General features: G+C 60.7%; 16 protein-coding genes. 14 read left to right on the top strand and 2 right to left on the bottom strand.

Annotated features, from left to right (window positions below):
- The first annotated feature begins 717 nt into the window (after positions 1–717).
- The 8 genes from rppH (at position 718) to ACPW75_RS17170 (ending at position 8,412) form a co-directional block, all read left to right on the top strand.
- Positions 718–1,245: an RNA pyrophosphohydrolase gene (rppH, locus tag ACPW75_RS17205; protein WP_011704634.1), complete on the top strand. Its 528-nt coding sequence runs from the start codon at positions 718–720 to the stop codon at positions 1,243–1,245.
- A gap of 14 nt (positions 1,246–1,259) precedes the next feature.
- Positions 1,260–3,539: a phosphoenolpyruvate--protein phosphotransferase gene (gene ptsP / locus ACPW75_RS17200; RefSeq protein ID WP_024944576.1), complete on the top strand. Its 2,280-nt coding sequence runs from the start codon at positions 1,260–1,262 to the stop codon at positions 3,537–3,539.
- Between the two features lie 67 nt (positions 3,540–3,606).
- The gene (lgt, locus tag ACPW75_RS17195) at positions 3,607–4,431 is read left to right on the top strand and encodes a prolipoprotein diacylglyceryl transferase (protein ID WP_011704636.1); all 825 of its coding nucleotides are present in this window, start codon (positions 3,607–3,609) and stop codon (positions 4,429–4,431) included.
- Between the two features lie 94 nt (positions 4,432–4,525).
- Positions 4,526–5,320, top strand: a complete 795-nt coding sequence (gene thyA / locus ACPW75_RS17190; RefSeq protein WP_077095895.1) for a thymidylate synthase — start codon at positions 4,526–4,528, stop codon at positions 5,318–5,320.
- A gap of 226 nt (positions 5,321–5,546) precedes the next feature.
- Positions 5,547–6,737 carry a Na+/H+ antiporter NhaA gene (gene nhaA, locus ACPW75_RS17185; protein ID WP_077095896.1) on the top strand — a complete coding sequence of 397 codons (1,191 nt, stop codon included), beginning with the start codon at positions 5,547–5,549 and terminating at the stop codon, positions 6,735–6,737.
- Positions 6,734–7,141 carry a hypothetical protein gene (locus ACPW75_RS17180; protein WP_045529143.1) on the top strand — a complete coding sequence of 136 codons (408 nt, stop codon included), beginning with the start codon at positions 6,734–6,736 and terminating at the stop codon, positions 7,139–7,141. Before nhaA ends, ACPW75_RS17180 begins: the two co-directional genes overlap by 4 nt.
- Entirely contained in the window at positions 7,128–8,060 is a 933-nt protein-coding gene (gene nhaR / locus ACPW75_RS17175; RefSeq protein WP_017409027.1) for a transcriptional activator NhaR, read from the top strand. The genes ACPW75_RS17180 and nhaR overlap by 14 nt, the downstream gene beginning before the upstream one ends.
- A gap of 49 nt (positions 8,061–8,109) precedes the next feature.
- Positions 8,110–8,412, top strand: a complete 303-nt coding sequence (locus ACPW75_RS17170) for an ArsR/SmtB family transcription factor (protein WP_016349423.1) — start codon at positions 8,110–8,112, stop codon at positions 8,410–8,412.
- Between the two features lie 50 nt (positions 8,413–8,462).
- Here ACPW75_RS17170 and rpsT read toward each other — a convergent pair whose 3' ends face one another.
- Entirely contained in the window at positions 8,463–8,726 is a 264-nt protein-coding gene (gene rpsT / locus ACPW75_RS17165) for a 30S ribosomal protein S20 (protein WP_005308808.1), read from the bottom strand.
- A gap of 191 nt (positions 8,727–8,917) precedes the next feature.
- Here rpsT and murJ point away from each other — a divergent pair, with 191 nt between their 5' ends.
- Positions 8,918–10,483 (top strand): murein biosynthesis integral membrane protein MurJ, encoded by a 1,566-nt coding sequence (gene murJ, locus ACPW75_RS17160; RefSeq protein WP_016349424.1) that lies wholly within the window; start codon positions 8,918–8,920, stop codon positions 10,481–10,483.
- A 39-nt stretch (positions 10,484–10,522) separates the two neighbouring features.
- Here the strand turns inward: murJ and ACPW75_RS17155 are convergent, their stop codons facing one another.
- Entirely contained in the window at positions 10,523–10,720 is a 198-nt protein-coding gene (locus tag ACPW75_RS17155) for a hypothetical protein (RefSeq protein WP_162183721.1), read from the bottom strand.
- On the opposite strand from ACPW75_RS17155, the gene ribF reads away from it, so the two are divergent.
- The 5 genes from ribF to ispH are packed head-to-tail and all read left to right on the top strand — an operon-like array spanning position 10,625 to position 16,347.
- Positions 10,625–11,599: a bifunctional riboflavin kinase/FAD synthetase gene (gene ribF / locus ACPW75_RS17150; protein WP_077095897.1), complete on the top strand. Its 975-nt coding sequence runs from the start codon at positions 10,625–10,627 to the stop codon at positions 11,597–11,599. The two genes, ACPW75_RS17155 and ribF, sit on opposite strands and share 96 nt — an antisense overlap.
- Positions 11,599–14,460 (top strand): isoleucine--tRNA ligase, encoded by a 2,862-nt coding sequence (ileS, locus tag ACPW75_RS17145; RefSeq protein WP_017409029.1) that lies wholly within the window; start codon positions 11,599–11,601, stop codon positions 14,458–14,460. Before ribF ends, ileS begins: the two co-directional genes overlap by 1 nt.
- A complete protein-coding gene (gene lspA, locus ACPW75_RS17140; RefSeq protein ID WP_011704644.1) occupies positions 14,460–14,963 on the top strand; it encodes a signal peptidase II in 504 nt (167 codons plus the stop codon). Before ileS ends, lspA begins: the two co-directional genes overlap by 1 nt.
- Positions 14,960–15,412, top strand: a complete 453-nt coding sequence (fkpB, locus tag ACPW75_RS17135) for an FKBP-type peptidyl-prolyl cis-trans isomerase (RefSeq protein WP_011704645.1) — start codon at positions 14,960–14,962, stop codon at positions 15,410–15,412. Before lspA ends, fkpB begins: the two co-directional genes overlap by 4 nt.
- Positions 15,412–16,347, top strand: a complete 936-nt coding sequence (gene ispH / locus ACPW75_RS17130) for a 4-hydroxy-3-methylbut-2-enyl diphosphate reductase (protein WP_029301961.1) — start codon at positions 15,412–15,414, stop codon at positions 16,345–16,347. The genes fkpB and ispH overlap by 1 nt, the downstream gene beginning before the upstream one ends.
- The last annotated feature ends 78 nt before the right edge of the window (positions 16,348–16,425 follow it).

Raw genomic sequence — 16,425 nt, 5'->3', positions numbered from 1 at the left:
GGGGAATTATTCTAGCAACTCTGATCCTCGCTGAGGATCGCTGTTTTTATAACCGATCCTGGCAGGGGTATGCACAGGGGGGGCTGTTTTGTGAGTAAGTACTTATCATAATGATTTTAAACAAATTTGTCTCTATACCCTCGGTCATTGACCAGCAGGATCCAGGCTCAAAATAGTTGTCCAAGGGTTTGCTCGCGCTGTTGCACACAGTTATCCACAGAAATCTTGGATAACTGCCGGCAAGTGCTAATAGTTGGCTCATTGTTACAAAAAAATGTGAAACAGCACCGATTTCAACGGCGATTCCAGAGCAGATAGTGTGCCACTCCTGTGGATAAAATAGCCATGGTGGATCTTTGAACAGTCGAACTTGTTCACAATCGAGATCCCGGATCGCTGGCCGTGAAAGACATGGATCTTGATCCAGCATTGATTGTTTAACATCATGTATTTAAATACATATTCTGTTTTTATCAACATGGGGTATGCTGTCGCCTGGTTTGGATCAGATAAATGAAACTACTGTATATACCTGCTTGCTCACAGGCTTATGCACAGTCTGGGTGGGCAACTTGGTCCAGTTGATCCTTGGATTTGTTTATAAGTCGGCTTGAAATTGAAAGTTATTCATGAGTGGGGGATCGCAGTCCCTGTTTGCTGCCACGAGGTGAATGTGGAACAATCCCCTTATAGATTCAGCCTTTATAAGGTGATCACGTGATAGATGGCGACGGGTTTCGTCCCAATGTCGGAATCGTGATCTGTAACCGTGACGGACAAGTATTGTGGGCTAAGCGCTATGGGCAGCACTCCTGGCAGTTTCCGCAGGGAGGGGTTGATGATGGTGAGACGCCGGAGCAGGCCATGTATCGTGAGCTGTATGAGGAGATAGGCCTCAAGCCCGAAGATGTGACCATCATGGCCACCAGTCGCAACTGGCTGAAGTACCGCTTGCCCAAACGCCTCGTTCGTTGGGACAGTTCACCGGTCTGTATTGGCCAAAAACAAAAATGGTTCTTGCTGCAGCTGGATCCGGGCAGGGAGTCCAGGATCCAGTTCGGCTGTCATGGTCATCCCGAGTTTGATGACTGGCGTTGGGTCAGCTTCTGGTATCCGGTCCGTCAGGTCGTCTCTTTCAAGCGGGAAGTCTATCGACGGGTAATGAAGGAGTTTGCCCCGCTGGCGATGCCGGTGCCGGCTGTTCAGGTCAACAAGAAGGATGGGCGGCGCAATCGCCCCCGTTAAGGAGCACAGATTAGTTGTTAACGGAACTCAGACGCATCGTCGAAAGCATGGCCGAGGCCAATACCCTCGAGCTGGCCTTGCAGGCACTGGTCAGCCAGACCCGGCTGGCCATGATGGTGGACTGCTGTTCCGTTTATGTCTCAGAACCCGAGATGCGCCGCTACCGGCTGGCCGCGACCGATGGTCTGGCCGAGTCGGCGGTGGGCAAGGCCACCCTGCCGTTCGAGCAGGGCATCGTCGGTCTGGTGGGTCAGCGGGAAGAGCTGATCAACCTGGCCGATGCCCCCTCCCATCCCAGCTTCAAGTTCCTGCCCGATGTGGCCGAAGAGGCGTTTCGCTCCTTCCTCGGCGCCCCCATCATGCATCAGCGTCAGGTGGTGGGCATTCTGGTGGTGCAGCAGAAGGAGAGCCGCCTCTTCGATGAGGGGGAAGAGTCCTTCATGGTGACCCTGGCGGCCCAGCTGGCGGCCCGGATCGCCCAGGCCCAGGCCAAGGGCTGGTTGCAGAAGACCGACTGGAGCAAGCCGCTGCGTGGCATTGCCGGTGCCAGCGGCATCGCCATGGCCAAGGCCTGGGTGTGGCGGCCGCGCAAGGAGCTCAACTCCATCACCCCGCGCAAGGATGAGGATCACGCCAGACAGCTGGAGCGGCTGAATGTGGCGGTGGAGGAGGTGCGCCACGATCTGGAGAGCCTGGCACTGCGGTTTCGCGAGAGCTACAGCCAGGACTCGGTCGCCATCTTCGACATCTACCTGCATCTGCTGAACGATCCGGGCTACATCAAGCCCATTCGCAACAAGGTGAGCAAGGAGCACTGGACGGCGGTATCGGCGGTCAAGCTCATCAGTGACCGGCTGATCGATCAGTTCAAGGGGATGAAGGATCCCTACCTGCAGGAGCGCTCCACCGATGTGAAGGACATTGCCCAGCGGCTCATCAGCCGGCTGGTGCAAAACGAGCCAGAGCATATCGCCATCGGCGAGCCGGTGGTACTGGTGGCCGACGAGGTGACGGCCACCATCCTGGCTGAAGTCCCCCGCGAGTTTCTGACCGGGGTGGTGTCGCTCAAGGGGGGCACCAACTCCCACGCCGCCATTCTGGCTCGTGCGATGGGGGTGGCGGCCATCATGGGGGTGGATCTGCCGCTTGGCGACATCGGCGGTCGTATGCTGGTGGTCGATGGCTACAGCGGCGATCTCTTCATCGAGCCCAATCAGGTGATCCTGACCGAGTACCGCCAGCTGCTGAGCGAAGAGCGGGCGCTCGATACCCTGGTGCGCAGCGTCGACAACCAGCCCTCCGAGACGGCCGACGGTGTGCCTGTCTCCCTGCTGCTCAACGCCGGGCTCAGTGCCGACACCGAAATATCCCTCAATCAGCTGGCGGACGGGGTCGGCCTCTATCGCACCGAAATTCCCTTCATGCTGCAGGACAGCTTCCCCTCCGAGTGGGAACAGACCGCCCGTTATCGCGGCATTCTGGAGACCTACCGCAACCGGCCGGTCTGCATGCGGACCCTGGATGTGGGTGGCGACAAGCAGCTGCCCTATTTCCCCATCGTCGAGGAAAATCCCTTCCTTGGCTGGCGGGGGATCCGGCTCACCCTGGATCACCCCGAACTGTTCCTGGTGCAGCTCAAGGCGATGCTGCGGGCCAGCGAAGGGCTGGACAATCTGGCCATCATGCTGCCGATGATCAGCAGCGTCAGCGAAATCAAGGCCTCCCGCCGCCTGCTGGATCAGGCCTGGCGAGAAGTGTCGGAAGAGGCGGCCAGCCGTGAGGCGGTGATCCGCTACCCGAGCCTGGGGGTGATGATCGAGGTGCCTTCCGCCCTCTACATCCTGCCCGAAATGGCGCCGCTCATCGATTTCTGGTCGGTGGGCAGCAACGATCTGACCCAGTACCTGCTGGCGGTGGATCGCAACAACGCCAGGGTCGCCAACATCTACGATGCCTTCCATCCGGCGGTGATCCGCGCCCTGCAGCTGCTGGTCGATGCCTCCCATCGTTACCAGAAGCCGGTGTCGGTGTGTGGCGAGCTGGCCGGTGATCCGGTCGGGGTGCTGTTGCTGCTGGCCATGGGCTATCGCCGCTTCAGCATGAACACGCACAACATCGCCCGCATCAAGTACGTGCTGCGTCAGTCCACCCTGAGCGAACTGACGGTGCTGCTGACGGATGGCCTCAAGCACGACAACCCGCACGTGCTGCGCGGCCTGTTTGCCCGCTATCTGGAAGAGCACGGCCTGGGCGGTTTGCTGCGCGCCGGTCACAAAACGAAACAGACTGATTGATAATCATGCCTTGTCCCTGCTGACGAATGATCGGAAAATGCGGCTTTTCTTATGACTGGGGCCGCATATGCAGCACGATGGATATTGGGTTTTCTCGCAGATTGATCCCGTAGCATTCAGTTTGGGACCACTATCGGTACGCTGGTATGGTCTCATGTACCTGTTTGGTTTCGCATTTGCCATGTGGCTGGCGGGGCGCCGCGCGGATGCGCCGAACAGTGGCTGGACCCGCAACGAGGTCTCGGACCTGCTGTTTTACGGCTTCCTCGGGGTGATCCTGGGTGGCCGGGTCGGTTACGTGCTGTTCTACAACTTCGACATGTTCCTGGCCGATCCCCTCTACCTGTTCAAGATCTGGACCGGTGGCATGTCGTTCCACGGCGGCCTGATCGGGGTCATCACCGCCATGGTCTGGTTTGCCCACAAGACCAACCGCCACTTCTTCACCGTGGCTGACTTCGTGGCACCGCTCATTCCGTTCGGCCTCGGCGTCGGTCGCATCGGCAACTTCCTCAACGGTGAGCTGTGGGGCCGGGTCACCGATGTGCCCTGGGCCATCATCTTCCCGGAGGCAGGTCCCGAGCCACGCCACCCATCCCAGCTCTATCAGTTCGCGCTGGAAGGGGTGGTGCTGTTCATCATCCTCAACCTGTTCTGGCGCAAGAACCCGCCCCGTGGCGCCATCTCCGGCATGTTCCTGCTGTTCTACGGCCTGTTCCGCTTCCTGGTGGAGTTCGTGCGCCAGCCGGACAGCCAGCTCGGTCTCTACTTCCAGGAGATCAGCATGGGCCAGATCCTCTCCACCCCGATGATCATCATCGGTGCCCTGATGATCTGGGTTGCCTACAAGCGGCCGCAGCTGTTCGGTAACAGCGTCAAGGAGGCAAAGTAATGCGAGCCTATCTCGGTCTGGTACAGAAGATCCTGCCGCAGCCTGCCTGTGTGGCTGTGAACCCGTTTGGTGAGACCTTGAAGGAGGCAAAGTAATGCGAGCCTATCTCGACCTGATGCAGAAGATCCTCGATGAAGGGACCGTCAAATCCGACCGTACCGGTACCGGCACCGTCTCCCTGTTCGGCCATCAGATGCGCTTCAATCTGGCGGAAGGCTTCCCGCTGGTCACCACCAAGAAGTGCCACCTGCGCTCCATCATTCACGAGCTGCTGTGGTTTCTCAACGGCGATACCAACACCGCCTACCTGAAAGAGCACGGCGTCAGCATCTGGGACGAGTGGGCCGACGAGAACGGCGATCTGGGGCCGGTTTACGGCGCCCAGTGGCGCTCCTGGCCGGCGGCTGACGGGTCTGTGATCGATCAGATCCAGAAGGCGGTGGACGACATCAAGCACAATCCGGATTCGCGCCGCATCATCGTCTCCGCCTGGAACGTGGGCGAACTGGACAAGATGGCGCTGGCTCCCTGCCACGCCTTCTTCCAGTTCTACGTGGCCGACGGCAAGCTCTCCTGCCAGCTCTACCAGCGCAGCTGTGACGTGTTCCTCGGCCTGCCGTTCAACATCGCCAGCTACGCCCTGCTGACCCACATGATGGCCCAGCAGTGTGACCTGGAAGTGGGCGACTTCGTCTGGACCGGTGGTGACGTGCACCTCTACTCCAACCACATGGAGCAGACCGCGCTGCAGCTCACCCGCGAGCCGCGCCCGCTGCCGACCCTGGTGATCAAGCGCAAGCCGGACTCCATCTTCGACTACCAATTCGAGGATTTCGAGATAGAGGGTTACGACCCCCATCCCGGCATCAAGGCGCCCGTCGCCATCTGATGTGAAAGGCGCCCATGAGGCGCCTTTTTTATGCATAAAAGCCACGGAATATTCACTCTGATGACTGGGCTTAGAGTGATATTCGTGTGGGAGAAAACCTGCTTATAGCAGGCATGTTTGATTTTGCCTTCGGTTTTCTCGTTGTATTTCGCAGTAAGAAACGATTTTCCATTAATTGTTATGGGATATAGACTCAAAACAAAGTAATACTGTGGATAATTTAACCATGAGCGACGTAATCAAAAAGTTCCTCAAGCTGGAGGCCGCCTCCGGAATAATTCTGATCATGGCGGCCATGCTGGCGATGATCCTGGCCAACAGCGGCCTGGCCGGCAGCTATCAGGCCTTCCTCGATACCCAGGTGCAGGTACGCATCGCCGCCCTCGACATCAACAAGCCGCTGCTGCTCTGGATCAACGATGGCTTCATGGCCGTCTTCTTCCTGCTGGTCGGCCTCGAGGTGAAGCGCGAGATGCTGGAAGGGGCCCTCTCTTCCCGGGTGCAGGCCACCTTCCCGGCCATCGCCGCGGTGGGCGGCATGCTGGCACCCGCGCTCATCTATGCCTTCTTCAACTACTCGGATGAAGTGGCGCGCGCCGGCTGGGCCATTCCCGCCGCCACCGACATCGCCTTCGCCCTCGGAGTGATGGCGCTGCTGGGCAAGCGGGTGCCGGTCAGCCTCAAGGTGTTCCTGCTGGCGCTGGCCATCATGGATGACTTGGGCGTGATCATCATCATCGCGCTGTTCTACACCCAGCAGCTGTCGCTGACGGCGCTGGCGATCGGCATCCTGGCGACCCTGACCCTGCTGTGGATGAACCGCCGCGGCGAGGATCGGATCAGCCTCTACATGCTGGTGGGGCTGGTGCTCTGGGTGGCGGTGCTGAAATCGGGCGTCCATGCGACCCTGGCCGGGGTCATAGTGGGCTTCATGATCCCGCTCAACGGCAAGCGCTATGTCTCGCCGCTCAAGCAGCTGGAGCATGCCCTGCACCCCTGGAGTGCCTACCTGATCCTGCCGCTGTTCGCCTTTGCCAATGCCGGGGTATCGCTGGAGGGGATTGGTCTCTCCGCCCTGCTGAGCCCGGTGCCGCTCGGCATCATGCTGGGGCTGTTCATCGGCAAGCCGCTCGGGGTGTTTACCATCAGCTGGCTGGCGGTGAAGCTCGGCATTGCCCAATTGCCCAACGGGGTCAATTTCAAACAGATCTTCGCGGTCAGCATCCTGTGCGGCATCGGCTTTACCATGTCGATGTTCATCGCCTCGCTGGCCTTCGAGCACGGCGGGTTGGATTACGGCAGCTATTCGCGCCTCGGGATCCTGGTGGGATCGACCCTGGCGGCGATCGTCGGTTATCTCGCCCTGCGCATGGCGCTCCCGAATCGGGAGGCCGACCAAAGCACGGAGGGGTTATGAAAAGACTAGGATGGCTGGCCTTGCTGGCGCTGAGCCAGACGGCCTGGGCCGGCAGTCTGCAGGATTGCCAGCAGGATGCGGCCTCGGCCGGCTGCTCGGCCTACCTCAACGGGGTGGTCGACAGCGCCCTGATGCTGGGGGACAGGCAGGCCAAGGCCCAGTTTGGCGAGACCTTCGCCGAGCGGGCGCTGAGCAGCCGGGCCGGCGAGCGGGTCAAACAGTCCAACAAGCGTTATTGCGGGGAGCGGATGCCGGATCCGGCCCGCCTCAAGGCCCATCTGCAGGCGCAGTTCGACGCGAACAAGGTTGACTCGATCAGCGACATGTATGACATTCTGGCGGCTGAACTCAGTTGCTACCGGAGTCCGCGCAGCGCGGGAACCCCATCGGATGTCACACCTTAACTACAACCATCTTTACTATTTTTGGATGACTCAGAAGAAGGGCTCCGTCACGCAAGCGGCGGAAGCCCTCTTCTTGACGCCGCAGACCGTCACCGGCCAGATCAAGCTGCTGGAGCAGCGCCTGGGCGGCAAGCTGCTGATGCGCAAAGGGCGTTCCCTCGAGGCGACCGAGCTGGGTCAGCTGGTGTTTCGCTATGCCGACAAGATGTTCAGCCTCTCCTACGAGATGCTGGATATCGTCAACTACCGCAAGGAGAGCCAGATCCTGTTCGACGTCGGCATCGCCGATGCGCTCTCCAAACGTCTTGCCAGCCGGGTACTGCTCTCCGTCATCCCCAACGACGGTTCCATCCACCTGCGTTGCTTCGAATCGACCCATGAGTTGCTGCTGGAACAGCTGAGCGAGCACAAGCTCGACATGATCCTGTCGGACTGCCCGGTGGACTCCAGCCAGCACGCCGGCCTGCTCTCCAAGCGGCTCGGTGGCTGCGGGGTCAGCTTCTTCTGCAAGGCGCCACTGCCGTCGCTGCCTTTTCCGGCCTGTCTGGAGGAACGCAAGCTGCTGATCCCGGGCCGGCGCACCGCCATGGGCCGCCAGCTGACCCAGTGGTTCGAGCAGCAGGGCGTATCGCCCAGCATCCTCGGCGAGTTTGACGATGCGGCCCTGATGAAGGCATTCGGCTTCTTCAACCAGGGCATCTTCATGGCTCCTACCATCTATCGGGAGGAGATCCTGGAAGGGGAGGAGGTGATGCTGCTGGGGGAGACCCAGGATCTGATGGAGGAGTACTACGTCATCTTCGCTGAACGGATGATCCAGCATCCGGCGGTAAAACGGGTATGCGAGAGCGATTTCTCCTTTCTGTTTGCCGGTCAGGAGGATTTCACCACGATTCAACCGGCAACCCTGTCATTTTAAATCGACGGGCCACAGAGTATGATTCTTGCCTCGAACGAGAGGGAATGAGATGCAACTGGAAGAGATGGAGGCAAATGCAAGCCGGGCGGTCGCTCTGCTCAAGGCGCTGGCCAACGAGCGGCGCTTGTTTATCCTGTGTCAGCTGCTGGAGCGGGAGCTGTCGGTGGGCGAGCTCAACGAGCGGCTGGGTTTGAGCCAGTCGGCGTTGTCACAGCATCTGGCTGTGTTGCGGCGGGATGAACTGGTGGAGACGCGCAAGGAGGCCCAGACGGTCTACTATTCGCTGCGCAGCCATGAGGTGCGCGAGATGATAGGATTGCTGCACAAGTTGTATTGCAGCGAACAGAAATAAAAAACCGGCACGAAGGCCGGTTTTTTTAGCTTTGTTCAGCAGATGCTGAATTAAGCCATAGCTTTGATCTGGGCAGACAGGCGGCTCTTGTGACGAGCAGCTTTGTTCTTGTGGATCAGGCCTTTGGTCGCCATACGATCCATGATCGGCTGAGCAACAGCGAAAGCGGCAGTCGCGGCAGCCTTGTCGCCAGAGGCGATGGCAGCGATGACTTTCTTCAGGTAGGTACGGGTCATGGAACGACGGCTGGCGTTGTGCTGACGACGTTTCTCTGACTGAAGAGCGCGCTTCTTAGCAGATTTGATGTTAGCCAAGGTAAAACTCCTAAAACTGTCTTAGCGAGTGTATTGAAAAGGCCCGGAAATATGCCTTCTCAACCACATATTGTCAAATGATTTGTGCAAATAAACACCGCCCCCCGGTGGTGTGTCAGATGGGAGACGGTTAAACTGTCGGCCGATTCTAACAGCATTCTTTTCTTTCCGACAGTTCCAGAGGCCTCGTCTTGAGTAAGAAATTGATCAAATCCGGCATGATAGTGTCCGGAATGACGTTGGCGTCCCGCGTGATGGGCTTGGTGCGCGATGTGGTCATCGCAAATCTGCTCGGTGCCGGGGTAGCCGCAGACGTCTTCTTCTTTGCCAACCGCATTCCCAACTTTCTGCGTCGCCTGTTCGCCGAAGGTGCCTTCAACCAGGCCTTTGTTCCCGTGATGACGGAGTACAAGAAGAAGGGCGACGAGAGCGAGGTGCGCGAGTTGCTGGCCGCAGTGGCGGGCACCCTCGGTGGGATCGTTACTGTGGTCACCCTGCTCGGGGTGTTGGGCTCCGGGGTGCTGACCGCCCTGTTCGGCTGGGGCTGGTTCTGGGACTGGTTGCACGGCGGGCCGGCGGCCGAGAAGTTCGAGATGGCGAGCCTGATGCTCAAGATCACCTTCCCCTATCTCTGGTTCATCACCTTTACCGCCATGGCGGGGGCCATCCTCAATACCTTCGGCCGCTTCGGGGTCTCCTCCTTCACGCCGATCTTTCTCAACATCACCATGATCGCCGCCGCCTGGTGGATCTCGCCCTGGTTGGACGACCCCGAACTGGCGCTGGCCATCGGTGTCTTCCTCGGCGGTCTGGTGCAGTTCCTGTTCCAGTTCCCGTTCCTGCGCCAGATCAACATGCTGGTGTGGCCCAAGTGGGGTTGGCACCATCCGGGGGTGGTGAAGATCCGCACCCTGATGATCCCGGCGCTGTTCGGGGTCTCGGTCAGCCAGATCAACCTGCTGGTCAACACCATGCTGGCCTCGTTCCTCGCGACCGGCGCCATCAGCTATCTCTATTACTCGGACCGACTGCTGGAGTTCCCGCTCGGCATGTTCGGTGTCGCCATCAGTACCGTCATCCTGCCGGCGCTGGCCAAGAAGCACGTGGATGCCGATCCGGCCGACTTCTCCCGCACCATGGACTGGGGGGTTCGGATGGTGATGCTGCTCGGCCTGCCCGCCATGGTGGGGATTGCCGTGCTGCGCGAACCCATTCTGCGGGTGCTGTTCATGCGCGGCGAGTTCGGCTTGCACGAGGTGAGCATGTCCAGCGCCAGCCTGCTGGCATCCACCACGGGCCTGCTGTCGCTGATGCTGATCAAGGTGCTGGCCCCCGGCTACTACGCCCGCCAGGATACCCGCACTCCGGTACGGATCGGGATGATGTCGATGGCGGCCAACATGGCCTGCAACCTCATCTTCATCTATCCGCTCGGTTACGTGGGGCTGGCGCTCTCGACTGCCTGCTCTGGCACGCTGAACGCGGCCCTGCTGTTCAAGGGACTCCATCAGCAGAACGTCTACCGGCCCTCCCGCCACACCGGGGTATTCTGCCTCAAGCTGCTGACCGCGAGTCTGCTGATGGGGGGCGTGCTCCTCTACCTCTCGCCGGATCTGGCCCAATGGGGCGCCTGGCACATGAGCAAGGCGAGCATGCAGCTGACCATGCTGCTGGTGCTGGGGGGCGCGATCTATGCTGGTGTCCTGCTGGCGCTGGGCATTCGGCCAAAAGATCTGAGAGCGGGGCGGGATGACTGAGTCGGCCCGCCATGGCGGAAGTCCCGCTTGAGCCAGCAATCAGGGCGGGATGGCTGAAATCGGGTCAGCAACAGGGCTGACCCAGAGTGCCGCCTGATATATAATCCGGCGATTTTCATAGCAGCGACGCACAAGGCATTGATGGAGCTTATCCGCGGTATTCACAATATCAAGCCCCGTCACCGGGGGTGTGTATTGACCATTGGCAACTTTGATGGGGTTCATCAGGGTCATCATGCCGTGCTGTCTCGCCTGCAGGAAAAAGCAGCCCATTTGGGGTTGCCCGCCTGCGTCATGCTGTTTGAACCGCAGCCGCTGGAACTGTTTGCCGGGGCTGCGGCGCCGGCCCGCCTCAGCCGCCTGCGGGAGAAGTATGAAGCGCTCAAGGGGATGCAGATCGATCGCATGCTCTGCGTGCGCTTCAACCATCGCTTCGCCGAGCAGTCCGCCACCACCTTCATCGAGCAACTGCTGGTGGAGAAACTCGGCGTGCACTATCTGGTGGTGGGCGACGATTTTCGTTTCGGCAAGGGGCGGGAAGGGGACTTCCACCTGCTGGAAGAGGCCGGTCGGCGCTTCGGTTTCGAGGTGATCAGCACCCAGAGCTTCCAGTTGTCCCGTCAGCGGGTCAGCAGCACGCTGGTGCGCGAGGCCCTCGCGGCCGGCCGCATGGCGGAGGTGGAGCTGATGCTCGGCCGCCCCTATACCATCAGCGGCCGGGTGGCTCACGGCGACAAGCTGGGCCGCACCATAGGTTTTCCCACCGCCAATCTGGCCCTCAAGCGCCAGGTGATCCCGGTCGGTGGCGTGTTCGCGGTGGAAGTGTTATGTTCCGGCAAGACCTTCCCCGGTGTCGCCAATGTGGGTGTACGGCCGACCTTGAGCGGTACACAAGCCAGATTGGAAGTACATCTATTTGATTTTTCTGGCGACCTATATGGTCAACAGGTCAAGGTGCTGCTTCGCCACAAGCTGCGCGAAGAGCAGAAGTTTGCCTCTTTCACCGCCTTGAAAGAGCAGATCGAACGAGATGCCCTGGCGGCCCGAGCCTGGTTCGGGCTGCCACTACTCCATTTACCCAGCACTCTTTTAGAAAAGAAGGGAACCCAGGACTGATGAGCGACTATAAACACACCCTGAATCTTCCGGAAACCGAGTTTCCGATGCGTGGCGATCTGGCCAAGCGCGAACCCAACATGCTGAAACGTTGGTACGATCAGGATCTTTACGGCGCCATTCGCCGCGCCAAAGCGGGCAAGCCTTCGTTCATTCTGCACGATGGCCCCCCCTATGCGAACGGCAGCATTCACATCGGTCACTCGGTCAACAAGATCCTCAAAGACATCATCATCAAGTCCAAGGGCCTCTCCGGTTTCGACTCCCCCTACGTGCCGGGCTGGGATTGCCACGGTCTGCCCATCGAACTGAAAGTAGAAGGCATGGTCGGCAAGCCGGGCGAGAAGGTCTCTGCTGCCGAGTTCCGCGCCGAGTGCCGCAAATACGCCAAGACCCAGATCGAAGCGCAGAAGACCGACTTCATCCGGTTGGGCGTGCTGGGTGACTGGGAACACCCCTACCTGACCATGGATTTTGGCACCGAAGCCAACATCATCCGTTCCATGGCCAAGATCGTTGAAAACGGCCACCTGCACAAAGGCTCCAAGCCGGTGCACTGGTGTACCGACTGTGGCTCCGCGCTGGCCGAAGCCGAAGTGGAGTACTACGACAAGAACTCCCCCTCCATCGACGTGCGCTTCAAGGCCGTCGACGAGGTGGGCGTTGCCGCCAAGTTTGACTGCGCCGAAGGCCATACCGGCAAGGGCCCGATCTCTGCCGTGATCTGGACCACCACCCCCTGGACCCTGCCCGCCAACCGCGGCATCGCCATGCACGCCGATCTGGACTATGCGCTGGTGCAGGTGGAAGGGGAGCATCCCGAGCGCCTGATCCTGGCCGCCGAGCTGGTCAAGGACGTGATGGACCGCGCCGGTATCGAGCAGTTCCACAACCTGGGCTACGCCAAGGGCGCCGCGCTCGAGCTGCTGCGCTTCAACCACCCCTTCTACAGCTTCGACGTGCCGGTGGTGCTGGGTGACCACGTTACCCTGGATGCCGGTACCGGCGCCGTGCACACCGCCCCTGGCCACGGTCAGGAAGACTTCGTGGTCGGTCAGAAGTACGGTCTGGAAGTGGCCAACCCGGTTGGCAGCAACGGCGTGTACCTGCCGGATACCGAACTGTTTGCCGGCCAGCACGTGTTCAAGGCCAACGCCTCCGTGGTCGAGGTGCTGACCGAGCGTGGCGCCCTGCTGCACCACAAGGTGTTCAACCACTCCTACCCGCACTGCTGGCGTCACAAGACCCCGATCATCTTCCGTGCCACCCCGCAGTGGTTCATCAGCATGGAGCAGAAGGGTCTGCGGCAGCGCGCGCTGGAAGAGATCGAGCGCATCGAGCAAGACGGCATCAAACAGCACGGCCAGAGCGGCTGGGTGCCGGCCTGGGGTAAAAACCGCATCCAGGCGATGGTCGAGAACCGTCCTGACTGGTGTATCTCCCGTCAGCGTACCTGGGGCGTGCCCATCTCCCTGTTCGTCCACAAGGAGACCCAGGAGCTGCACCCGGAATCCGTGCGCCTGATGCACGAAGTGGCCAAGCGGGTCGAGCAGTCCGGCATCCAGGCCTGGTGGGATCTGGACAAGGCCGAGCTGCTGGGCAGCGACGCCGACCTGTACGACAAGGTGCCTGACACCCTGGACGTCTGGTTTGACTCAGGTTCGACCCACTCCTCCGTGGTCGACGCCCGTCCCGAGTTCAACGGCAACCCGGCCGACATGTATCTGGAAGGCTCTGACCAGCACCGCGGCTGGTTCATGTCCTCCCTGATGATCGGCGTGGCGATGAAAGACAAGGCTCCCTACAACCAGGTGCTGACTCACGGCTTCACCGTGGATGGCCAGGGTCGCAAGATGTCCAAGTCCATCGGCAACGTGGTCAGCCCGCAGGACGTGATGAACAAGCTGGGTGCCGACATCCTGCGTCTGTGGGTCGCCAGCACCGACTACACCGGCGAGATGACCGTCTCCGACGAGATCCTCAAGCGCTCTGCCGACGCCTATCGCCGCATCCGCAACACTGCCCGCTTCCTGCTGGCCAACCTGAACGGCTTCAATCCGGCGACCGACATGGTGGCACCTGCCGACATGGTGGTGGTGGATCGCTGGGCCGTGGGCCGTGCCAAAGCGGTACAGGCCGAGATCATGGCGGCGTTCGACGAGTACAACTTCCACGGTGTGACCCAGAAGCTGATGCAGTTCTGCTCCATCGAGATGGGCTCCTTCTACCTGGACGTCATCAAGGACCGTCAGTACACCGCCAAGGCTGACAGCCTGGCCCGTCGCTCCTGCCAGACCGCCCTGTATCACATCGCCGAGGCCATGGTGCGCTGGATGGCGCCGATCATGAGCTTCACCGCCGACGAGATCTGGGCGCTGCTACCGGGTGAGCGCGGTGAGTTCGTGTTCACCGAGGAGTGGTACGACGGCCTGTTCGGGCTGGAAGCGGGTGAAACCCTCAACGACGATTTCTGGGCCGAGATCCTCACCGTGCGTGGTGAAGTGAACAAGGCGCTGGAAGTGGCTCGTGGCGAGAAGCGCATCGGCGGCTCCCTGCAGGCTGAGCTGACCCTGTTCGCCAAGCCGGCACTGGCTGCGCGTCTGAACGCCCTGGCCGATGAGCTGCGCTTCGTGCTGCTCACCTCCAAGGCCAAGGTGGTCAGCGTCGATGCCGCCCCGGCAGACGCCGTGGCGACCGAGCGCGACGACCTGTGGCTGAGTGTGGCCCAGTCTGCTGCCGCCAAGTGCGACCGCTGCTGGCACCATGTGGAAGACGTGGGCACCATCGCTGGTCACGAAGAGATCTGTGGCCGCTGCGTCACCAACGTCGAGGGTGACGGCGAAACTCGTCAATTTGCCTGATGAACATGACTCACCATAAAAGCGGCCTGCGTTGGCTGTGGCTGGCAGTGCTGGCCTTTGTACTGGACCAGGCGAGCAAGCTCGCCGTGGTCAAGCTGCTGCCATTTGGCTACCCGGGGGTGGAGATCACCCCCTTCTTCAACCTGGTCCATGTCTACAACAAGGGGGCAGCTTTCAGCTTCCTGGCCGATCAGGGCGGCTGGCAGCGCTGGTTCTTCGCGGTGCTGGCGTTTGCCATCTGCGGCTTGCTGATCCACTGGCTGCGCAAGCAGTCCGTCGCTCAGCGCTGGAGTGGCATCGCCTACTCGCTGATCATCGGCGGGGCGCTCGGCAACGTGTTTGACCGGCTGGTGCTGGGCCACGTGGTCGACTTCCTCGATTTCTACTGGCAGCGCGCCCACTGGCCTGCGTTCAACCTGGCGGACAGCTTCATCTTCATCGGTGCCGCCATGATAGTGCTGGACGGTTTTCGCAGTGAGAAGAAGAAGGACGTGACGCCATGAGCCAGCCGATTGCGGCAGACAGCAGCGTGCTGTTCCACTTCGCCATCAAGCTGGAAGATGGCTCGGTGGCCGACAGCACTGCGCTGCAAGGCAAGCCTGCCCGCCTGCGGATGGGCGATGGCAGCCTGACCTCCAGTTTCGAGCAGTGCCTGCTGGGGCTGCGCGAAGGGGAGAGCAAGAGCTTCACGCTGGCGCCGGAAGAGGCCTTCGGCCTCTCCAATCCCGACAACATCTATCATCTGGACCGCGCCAAGTTCGGTGCCGATGTAGAGCCCAAGGTCGGTACCATCATCCTGTTCGACCAGCCCAACGGCAGCGAGCTGCCGGGTATCATCCGGGCGGTGGCAGGCATGTCGGTGACGGTCGATTTCAACCATCCCCTGGCCGGTCACACCGTCACGTTCGAGGTGGAGATCCTGGGGGTTGATGACGAGGAAGCGGTTCACTGATGAATATTCTTCTGGCCAATCCCCGTGGTTTCTGTGCCGGTGTCGATCGGGCGATCAGCATCGTTGAGAGCGCGCTGGAGAAGTTCGGTGCCCCCATCTATGTCCGTCACGAGGTGGTGCACAACCGCTACGTGGTGAACAAGCTCAAGGAGGCGGGCGCCGTCTTCGTCGAAGAGCTGGATGAGGTGCCGGACGACAGCATCGTCATCTTCTCCGCCCACGGCGTCTCCAAAGCGGTGCGCGAGATGGCCAAGTCCCGTGCCCTCAAGGTGTTCGATGCCACTTGCCCGCTGGTGACCAAGGTGCACATGGAGGTCCATCGCGCCAGTCGCAAGGGCTCCGAGGCCGTGCTCATCGGTCATGCCGGTCATCCCGAGGTGATCGGCACCATGGGTCAGTACGAGAATCGCGAGGGGGGCATGTATCTGGTGGAGACGCCGGAAGACGTGGCCAAGCTCAAGGTGAAGAACCCGGACGACCTCTGCTTCGTCACCCAGACCACCTTGAGCGTGGACGAGACCTCGGATGTCATCGATGCCTTGCGTGTCCACTTCCCCAAGATCCAGGGGCCGCGTAAGGACGACATCTGCTACGCCACCCAGAACCGTCAGGATGCGGTGCGGGAGATGGCGGGGCTGGTGGACGCCATGCTGGTGGTGGGGTCGCGCAACTCCTCCAACTCCAACCGCTTGCGGGAGCTGGCCGAGAAGGTGGGCGCCAAAGCCTATCTCATCGACGACGCCTCCATGATCGAGGCCGACTGGCTGGCGGGAGTAGAGGCGATCGGTGTTACCGCCGGCGCTTCCGCCCCCGAGGTGCTGGTGCAGTCGGTCATCACGCGCCTGCGCGAGCTGGGCGGCAAGGTGGTGGCCGAGCATCCCGGTCGTGAAGAGAACGTGGTGTTTGAGGTGCCGCCGGAGCTGCGCATCCTGTGAGTCAGCCGTCCCGTGCGGGATAGAGCCATGAGTGCCTGAGCCACCTCCTGTGAGGTGGCTTTTTCATGGGCGATTCTT

The sequence above is a fragment of the Aeromonas sp. FL131 genome (assembly GCF_049860615.1).
GTDB lineage: Bacteria > Pseudomonadota > Gammaproteobacteria > Enterobacterales > Aeromonadaceae > Aeromonas > Aeromonas hydrophila.
Note: the sequence above shows the minus strand (reverse complement) of the source record. Positions and strands in the feature narration are given on the sequence as shown.